Below are 7,885 nucleotides of genomic sequence, written 5' to 3' on the forward strand. Positions count from 1 at the left end.
CTGCGGACCCGGGCCGGCCTGCGGGACACCGGGCCGCGGCGCCGCGCCGCGCACGTCCTTGCGCAGCCGCGCGGTGGCCTCCGTCCCCGCCGCGGGGGCCGGCGCGACGGCGGGACCGGCGGGACCGGCGGGGCCGTCACCGGAGGTGTCGCGGCGCAGCACCTGGGTGCGGTCCTCCGCGGGGGCGGCGGGGGAGCCACCCGGCGCACCGGAACCACCGGTCCCCGCGGACTGCGCCCCGGGACCGCCCGCAGCCGGAAGCTGCGACCCGGGGCCGCCCGGGGCAGGGACGCTGCCGGGCCGGGGCGCGGCGTCATCGTCGACGACGGCGGCAGCGGGGGCGGCGTCCGTATCCGTACCGGCACCGGCACCGGCACCGGCTCCGGCGGCACCGGAGTCCGCGCTGTCTCGCGAGGGCGCTCCGGACTTGCCGCGGCGGCGTTTGCGTCCCTTGGCCGGCTCGTCGCCGACCGCGCCCAGCGCGGCGTACGCCTGGGCGACCTGTATGGCCTCCATCGTCTGGTCGTGGCGCATCTCACTGCGGCTCCACGCCCGCTCGGCCAGTTCCCACATGGTGCCGAGGTGGCGCGGGTCCGTGTCGGTGACCTCGGCCAGCGCCTGCGCGGCGCCGCGCGGAGGCAGCAGCCGCCCGTTGAGGTACCGCTCCCATGAGGACTTGCTGTAGCCCGTGCGGTCGGCGATCGTGGCAACGCTCATCCCGCTGCGGTCCACCAGCCGCCTGAGCTGGCTGGCGAACTCACGGATCTGCGGATCCAGCTCGTCCGGCAGTGCCCTCCAACGAGGCATTGCTCCCCCTTGTCCCCCGAATCGTGCTGTCGTCCCCCGTGCTGCGCCACGGCCCCCGGGGCTGCGTACTGGCTACCCAGGGGGATGCAAGCAGCCAGGATGTCAGTTCCGGGGCAGGGGGCGCACGGGAGCGTTACGGGTCACAACCCACACCCGTGCACACCCCATCGGTCACGCGTGCCCCATAGTTTGCCAGCCGCCGGGGGGTGCGGCGCGTGCTGCCGGGATCAGCCCAGCTTGGCCAGCGCCTCGTTGAAGATCCGCGACGGGCGCATCACGGCCGACGCCTTGGTGTCGTCGGGCTGGTAGTAGCCGCCGATGTCCGCCGGGGAGCCCTGGACGCCGCCCAGCTCGGCGACGATGGCCTCCTCCTGCCCGGCCAGCGTTCCGGCCAGGTCCCCGAACGCCTCGGCGAGCGCCGCGTCCTCCGTCTGCCGCGCCAGCTCCTGCGCCCAGTAGAGCGCGAGGTAGAAGTGGCTGCCGCGGTTGTCGAGGCCGCCCAGCTTGCGGGTGGGCGACTTGTTCTCGTTCAGGAACGTCCCCGTGGCGCGGTCCAGGGTGTCCGCGAGGACCTGGGCGCGCGCGTTGCCGGTGCGCTGCGCCAGGTGCTCGAAGCTGACCGCCAGGGCCAGGAACTCGCCCAGGCTGTCCCACCGCAGATAGTTCTGCTCGACGAGCTGCTGCACATGCTTGGGGGCCGAGCCGCCCGCGCCGGTCTCGAACAGCCCGCCGCCGTTGATCAGCGGGACGACGGAGAGCATCTTGGCGCTGGTGCCCAGCTCCAGGATCGGGAAGAGGTCCGTGAGGTAGTCGCGCAGCACGTTGCCGGTGACGGAGATGGTGTCGGCGCCGCGCCGGATCCGCTCCAGCGAGTACGCGGTGGCCTGCTCCGGCGCCATGATCTCGACGGTGAGCCCGGTGGTGTCGTGCTCCGGGAGGTACTGGCGCACCTTCGCGATGAGCTGCGCGTCGTGCGCACGGGTCTCGTCCAGCCAGAAGACGGCCGGGGCGCCGGTGGCGCGGGCGCGGGTGACGGCGAGCTTGACCCAGTCCCGGACCGGGATGTCCTTGGTCTGGCACATCCGGAAGATGTCGCCGGGGGCGACGGTCTGCTCCAGGACGGCGTTGCCGCTGCCGTCCACGGCCCGCACGGTGCCCTCGGCCTGGATCTCGAACGTCTTGTCGTGGCTGCCGTACTCCTCGGCCTTCTGCGCCATCAGCCCGACGTTCGGCACCGAGCCCATGGTGGCCGGGTCGAAGGCGCCGTGGGCGCGGCAGTCCTCGATCACGGTCTGGTAGACGCCCGCGTAGGAGCTGTCCGGGATCACCGCGAGGGTGTCCTGCTCCTGGTCGTCCTTGTTCCACATATGGCCGGAGGTGCGGATCATCGCGGGCATGGAGGCGTCCACGATGATGTCGCTGGGCACATGCAGGTTGCTGATGCCCTTGTGCGAGTTGACCATGGCCAGGTCGGGCCCGGCGGCCAGCTCGGCGTCGAAGGACGCCTTGATCTCCGCGCCGTTCGGCAGCGACTCCAGGCCCGCGTAGATCGCGCCGAGGCCGTCGTTGGCGGAGAGCCCGGCGGCGGTCAGCGCCTCGCCGTACTTCTCGAAGGTCTGCGGGAAGAACGCGCGGACCACGTGCCCGAAGATGATCGGGTCGGACACCTTCATCATGGTGGCCTTGAGGTGCACGGAGAACAGCACGCCCGCGTCCTTGGCCCGCGCCACCTGCCCGCTCAGGAAGGTGCGCAGCGCCGCGGCGCGCAGGACGGCCGCGTCCACGATCTCGCCGGCCAGCACCGGCACCGACTCGCGCAGCACGGTGGTGCTGCCGTCGTTGCCGACCAGCTCGATGCGCAGGGCGCCGTCCGCCTCGATGACCGTCGACTTCTCGGTGGAGCGGAAGTCGTCGGCGCCCATGGTGGCGACGTTCGTCTTCGACTCCGGGCTCCAGGCGCCCATGGAGTGCGGGTGGGCCTTGGCGTAGCTCTTGACCGAGGCCGGGGCACGGCGGTCGGAGTTGCCCTCGCGCAGCACCGGGTTGACGGCGCTGCCCTTGACCTTGTCGTAGCGGGCGCGGATGTCGCGCTCCTCGTCGGTGGCCGGCTCGTCCGGGTAGTCCGGCAGCGCGTAGCCCTTCTCGCGCAGCTCGGCGATGGCGGCCTTGAGCTGCGGGATGGACGCCGAGATGTTCGGCAGCTTGATGATGTTGGCGGCCGGGGTCCGGGCCAGCTCGCCGAGCTCCGCGAGCGCGTCACCGATCCGCTGGCCCTCCTCCAGCCACTCCGGGAAGCCGGCGATGATCCGTCCGGCCAGCGAGATGTCGCGGCTCTCGACGGTCACCCCGGCGGTCGAGGCGTACGCCCTGATCACAGGCAGGAACGAATACGTCGCCAGGGCCGGGGCCTCGTCGGTCTGCGTATAGATGATGGTCGAGTCAGTCACCGGTACTCCGCCTCACGTTGTCAACCGTCTCGACATCAAGATATCTCGCCGCACGACCGAGTGAAGGGGGTACCCCCCGTTGACTCCCGCACGGGGGGAGCCGCACCCCTCACCGCACGGAGAACCGGACGACGTCCTCCAGGAACGGGACGGTGAGCCACGGGGACGGCTGGGCCATCATCGCCAGCAGCACGATGCCCGCGCCCAGCACCCCGTACGTCGCCACATCGGTGAAGCGCGAGCGCACCGCCAGCATCCCCACCTCAGGAAGGCACCAGCGCAGCACGGCCCCGCCCAGCATCGCGCCGCCGACGATCAGCAGCCCGGCGCGGAAGGTGCCCACCGTGACCAGCAGCCCCACCAGCACCGCCGCGCAGACCGCCAGCAGCGGCCACTGGCGGTACGGCGCGGCGTGCGTGCCGCCCAGCGCCCGGCCGCCGCCCTCGGGCCGGGCGGTGCTCCGGGTCAGCGCGGACAGCCGGCGCGGCATCAGGAGCCCGCCGAACGCTCGGCCGCCTCCACGACGTTCACCAGCAGCTGGGCCCGGGTCATCGGCCCGACCCCGCCGGGGTTGGGCGCGACCCAGGCCGCGGCCTCGCGGACGCCCGGGTGGACATCGCCCACGATCTTCCCGTGCTCGTCCCGGCTGACCCCGACGTCCAGCACGGCGGCGCCCGGCTTCACATCCTCCGGCTTGACCAGGTGCGGCACGCCCGCCGCCGCGATCACGATGTCGGCGCGGCGCAGATGCGCGGCCAGGTCGCGGGTGCCGGTGTGGCACTGGGTCACGGTGGCGTTCTCGCTGCGCCGGGTGAGCAGCAGCGGCATCGGGCGGCCGATGGTGACACCGCGGCCGATCACCACCACCTCGGCGCCCGCGATCTGCACGCCGTACTGCCGCAGCAGCCGGATCACGCCCGCCGGGGTGCACGGCAGCGGCGCCTCCTCGCCCAGGACGAGGCGCCCCAGGTTGGTGGGGTGCAGCCCGTCGGCGTCCTTGGCCGGGTCCATCAGCCCCAGCACCCGGTTGGCGTCGATGCCCCCGGGGAGCGGGAGCTGCACGAGGTAGCCGGTGCAGGCCGGATCCTCGTTGAGCTCGCGCACGACCGCCTCGACGGCCTCCTGCGAGGCGGAGGCGGGCAGTTCGCGCTGGATGGAGTTGATACCGATCTGCTGGCTGTCGCGGTGCTTGCCCGCGACGTACTTCTGGCTGCCGACGTCCTCACCGACGAGCACCGTGCCGAGCCCCGGGGTGCAGCCCCGGGCCTTGAGGGCCTCGACGCGCGTGGTGAGATCGGCCTTGATCGCGGCTGCTGTGGCCTTGCCATCGAGAATCTGGGCGGTCATGGGCCCATCCTCGCGGATGCGGGCGCATGGTCTCCACTCCGTGCCCCCGCTCCCCGGGACCGCACCGCCCAATGGCACAGGTGTGCGCCCGTGCCACCCCCGCGCTCCGTTGAGCCCGGCGGCCCGGGATCCGTACGCTGCCGAAGGTGTTCAGCGTCATCGTCGTCCCCGACGGCTGCCGCAGCCCGGCGGGCCAGCACCGGCTGGAGCCCGGGCAGACCCTGCGCTTCGGCCGCGCGGCACCCGCGGACGCGGGCCTCGCCATCCCGCACCCCCGGGTCCCGCGCGCGGCGGGCGAGATCACCGCGACCGGGGCCTTCTGGGTCCTCAGCAACTTCAGCCGGGACCTGACGTATCTGATCGCGGACCCGGAGGGCGAGGGCGAGCACCTCAGCGTCGGGCCGGGGCGGGCCGACGCGCCGGTGCCGTTCGAGTTCGCCCGGGTCACCCTGGCCGACGGCGAGCGGAGCGCCGCCGGCCGCGCGCCGGCGTACGGGACGGGGCAGGGGCCGTACGCCGGAGCGGGGCGCGGGGAGGGGAGGGGCGCGGGCCGGCCCGGCTTCGACGTGCTGGCGCCGCGCCACGACTACCTCGGCGCACCGGACACGGGGGACGGAGCGGGAACCGCACCGGAGGAGCCGCTCCCGGTGCCGTTCCCGCTCGACCACTCACGGCGCTACTTCCTGGTGCTGGCCGCGCTCTGCGAGCCGCGGCTGCGCGGCGGGGCGCCGGACGCGCCGCCGCCCGGCGTCGCCGAGCTGGGCGCCCGGCTGCGCGGGGTGTGGCCCGGGGTCAGCGCGGCGGCGGTCGCCTGGAACCTCGGGTACCTCGCCCTCAAGCTGCGGGTCCCCCTCCCGGGAGGGGTGGGCGGTGACGGTGCCGGGGTCGAGGCGCGGGAGGCCCTTGCAGCGCTCGCGCTCCGCCTCGACCTGGTGCGCGAGGAGCAGCTGGGAGTGCTGGACGGGCAGGTGGCGGTGTAGGGGCGCCATGGTTCGCGGAGAACCATGGCAGCACGGGGCACCCCGCGATCAGTCCCGGATCCGGATCAGTGGAAGAAGTGCCGGGTGCCGGTGAGGTACATCGTGACCCCCGCCGCCTGCGCCGCCTCGATCACCGCGTCGTCGCGGATGGACCCGCCCGGCTGGACGACCGCCCGCACCCCGGCCCCGGCCAGCACCTCGAAGCCGTCCGGGAACGGGAAGAACGCGTCGGACGCCGCATACGCCCCGCGCGCCCGCTCCTCCCCCGCGCGCTGCACCGCGAGCCGGGCCGAGTCGACGCGGTTGACCTGCCCCATGCCGACGCCGACCGTGGCGCGGTCCTTGGCCAGCAGGATCGCGTTGGACTTGACGGCCCGGCAGGCCCGCCACGCGAAGGCCAGCTCGGCCAGCTCGCCGTCGGACAGCGCCGCGCCCGCCGCCAGCGTCCAGTGCGCCGGGTCGTCGCCGTCCGCCTGCAGCGCGTCGCTGACCTGGGCCAGCCCGCCGCCGTCGATCGGCCGGAACTCCGAACGAGCAGCGGGGGACCCGGGCGCCTGCGGGCAGCGCAGCACCCGGAGGTTCTTCTTCCTGGTGAGGGCCTCGATCGCGCCGTCCTCGTAGTCCGGCGCGACGATCACCTCGGTGAAGATGTCCGCGACCTGCTCGGCCATCGTCCGGGAGACCGGGCGGTTGACGGCGATCACGCCGCCGTACGCGGAGACCGGGTCGCAGGCGTGCGCCTTGCGGTGCGCCTCGGCGATATCGTCGGCGGGGTCGGCGACCGCGATACCGCACGGGTTGGTGTGCTTGATGATCGCGACGCACGGCGCGTCGTGGTCGTACGCGGCGCGGCGCGCCGCGTCGGTGTCGACGTAGTTGTTGTACGACATCTCCTTGCCGTGCAGCTGCTCGGCCTGCGCCAGACCGCCGCAGCCCCCCGAGTAGAGCGCGGCCGCCTGGTGCGGGTTCTCGCCGTAGCGCAGGACGTTCTCGCGCGTGTAGGTGACGCCGAGGAAGGGCGGGAACTCGGCGTCGTCGCCCGCGTAGGCGTAGTCGGAGGCGAACCAGGACGCCACGGCCACGTCGTACTCCGCGGTGTGCCGGAACGCTTCGGCGGCCAGCCGCTTGCGCGCGGCGAGGTCGAAGCCACCCGCGCCGGAGCCGCCGTCGGACGCGGTGGAGACCGCCGCGAGGACGTCGCCGTAGCGGGCCGGGTTGACGACGACCGCCACGGACGGGTGGTTCTTGGCGGCGGCCCGGACCATGGACGGGCCGCCGATGTCGATCTGCTCCACGCACGCGTCCGGGTCCGCGCCGGAGGCGACGGTCTCCTCGAACGGGTAGAGGTTGACGACCACCAGCTCGAACGGCTCGACGCCCAGCTCGGCCAGCTGCTCGCGGTGCGCCGACAGCCGCTGGTCCGCGAGGATGCCCGCGTGCACCCGGGGATGCAGGGTCTTGACGCGGCCGTCGAGGCACTCCGGGAAGCCGGTCAGCTCCTCGACGGCGGTGACCGGGACGCCGGCCGCCGCGATCCGCTTCGCCGTGGAACCCGTCGAGACGAGCTGGACGCCCGCCGCATGCAGCCCGCGGGCCAGCTCCTCCAGGCCCGTCTTGTCGTAGACGCTGATCAGCGCGCGGCGGACCGGCCGCGTACCGTCCTGGGTGCTCGGGGCAGTCTCACTCATGTCCCAGCCGTACCTTTCGTCCCTCAATGCTGTAGCCGTAGCGGGCCAGCAGCCCCACGACATCGACGAGCAGTCCTCGCTCGACTTCCTTGATCCGCTCATGCAGCGCGGCCCCCTCGTCGGCGTAGTCCTCCTCCAGGACCTCCACCGCGCGCTGCGCGATCACGGGCCCGGTGTCGACGCCGTCGTCGACGAAGTGGACGGTGCACCCGGTCACCTTGGCGCCGTACGCGAGCGCGTCGCGGACGCCGTGGGCGCCGGGAAAGCTGGGGAGCAGGGCGGGGTGGGTGTTCACGATCCGCCCGCCGAAGCGCGCCAGGAACTCCTCGCCGACGATCTTCATAAAGCCCGCCGAGATCACCAGGTCGGGCGCGTACGCGGCGGTGGCCTCGGTCAGCGCCCGGTCCCACGCCGCGCGGTGGGCATGGTCCCGGACGCGGCACACGAACGTGGGGACCCCGGCGCGCTCGGCCCGCTCCAGGCCCCCGGCCGAGGTGCGGTCGGCGCCGACGGCCACCACGCGGGCGCCGTAGGACTCGCCCTGCTCCGCGACGGCGTCGAGCAGCGCCTGCAGATTGCTGCCCGAGCCGGACACCAGGACCACGAGGCGGGCCGC

7 protein-coding genes are annotated in these 7,885 nt (G+C 73.7%); 1 reads left to right on the forward strand and 6 read right to left on the reverse strand.

Features of this window, described 5'->3' with window-relative positions:
- From G5C65_RS39580 to G5C65_RS26420, 4 genes are all read right to left on the reverse strand, one after another.
- The coding region (locus tag G5C65_RS39580; RefSeq protein ID WP_241266069.1) for a helix-turn-helix domain-containing protein at positions 1 to 807 on the reverse strand (807 nt) is incomplete at its 3' end.
- A gap of 227 nt (positions 808 to 1,034) precedes the next feature.
- Positions 1,035 to 3,254, reverse strand: a complete 2,220-nt coding sequence (locus G5C65_RS26410) for an NADP-dependent isocitrate dehydrogenase (protein WP_165301444.1) — start codon at positions 3,252 to 3,254, stop codon at positions 1,035 to 1,037.
- Positions 3,255 to 3,363: 109 nt separating this feature from the next.
- Positions 3,364 to 3,744: a DUF3017 domain-containing protein gene (locus G5C65_RS26415; protein ID WP_165301445.1), complete on the reverse strand. Its 381-nt coding sequence runs from the start codon at positions 3,742 to 3,744 to the stop codon at positions 3,364 to 3,366.
- Positions 3,744 to 4,601 carry a bifunctional methylenetetrahydrofolate dehydrogenase/methenyltetrahydrofolate cyclohydrolase gene (locus tag G5C65_RS26420; protein WP_165301446.1) on the reverse strand — a complete coding sequence of 286 codons (858 nt, stop codon included), beginning with the start codon at positions 4,599 to 4,601 and terminating at the stop codon, positions 3,744 to 3,746. The genes G5C65_RS26415 and G5C65_RS26420 overlap by 1 nt, the downstream gene beginning before the upstream one ends.
- Before the next feature lie 146 nt (positions 4,602 to 4,747).
- Between G5C65_RS26420 and G5C65_RS26425 the strand changes: the two genes are divergently transcribed.
- Complete coding sequence (locus G5C65_RS26425) at positions 4,748 to 5,581, forward strand: FHA domain-containing protein (protein ID WP_165301447.1); 834 nt, start codon at positions 4,748 to 4,750, stop codon at positions 5,579 to 5,581.
- 65 nt (positions 5,582 to 5,646) lie between these two features.
- On the opposite strand, the gene purH is transcribed toward G5C65_RS26425, so the two are convergent.
- Both purH and purN read right to left on the reverse strand, forming a co-directional pair.
- Complete coding sequence (gene purH, locus G5C65_RS26430; protein ID WP_165301448.1) at positions 5,647 to 7,269, reverse strand: bifunctional phosphoribosylaminoimidazolecarboxamide formyltransferase/IMP cyclohydrolase; 1,623 nt, start codon at positions 7,267 to 7,269, stop codon at positions 5,647 to 5,649.
- The coding region (gene purN, locus G5C65_RS26435) for a phosphoribosylglycinamide formyltransferase (protein WP_241266070.1) at positions 7,262 to 7,885 on the reverse strand (624 nt) is incomplete at its 5' end. The genes purH and purN, both read right to left, overlap by 8 nt.

The sequence above is a fragment of the Streptomyces boncukensis genome (assembly GCF_011045075.1).
GTDB classification, from domain to species: Bacteria; Actinomycetota; Actinomycetes; order Streptomycetales; family Streptomycetaceae; genus Streptomyces; species Streptomyces boncukensis.

Excerpts from the sequence above, each read along its gene's own strand:
- purH (WP_165301448.1), bottom strand. The coding sequence starts at position 7,269 with ATGAGTGAGACTGCCCCGAGCACCCAGGACGGTACGCGGCCGGTCCGC.
- G5C65_RS26420 (WP_165301446.1), bottom strand. The coding sequence starts at position 4,601 with ATGACCGCCCAGATTCTCGATGGCAAGGCCACAGCAGCCGCGATCAAG.
- G5C65_RS26415 (WP_165301445.1), bottom strand. The coding sequence starts at position 3,744 with ATGCCGCGCCGGCTGTCCGCGCTGACCCGGAGCACCGCCCGGCCCGAG.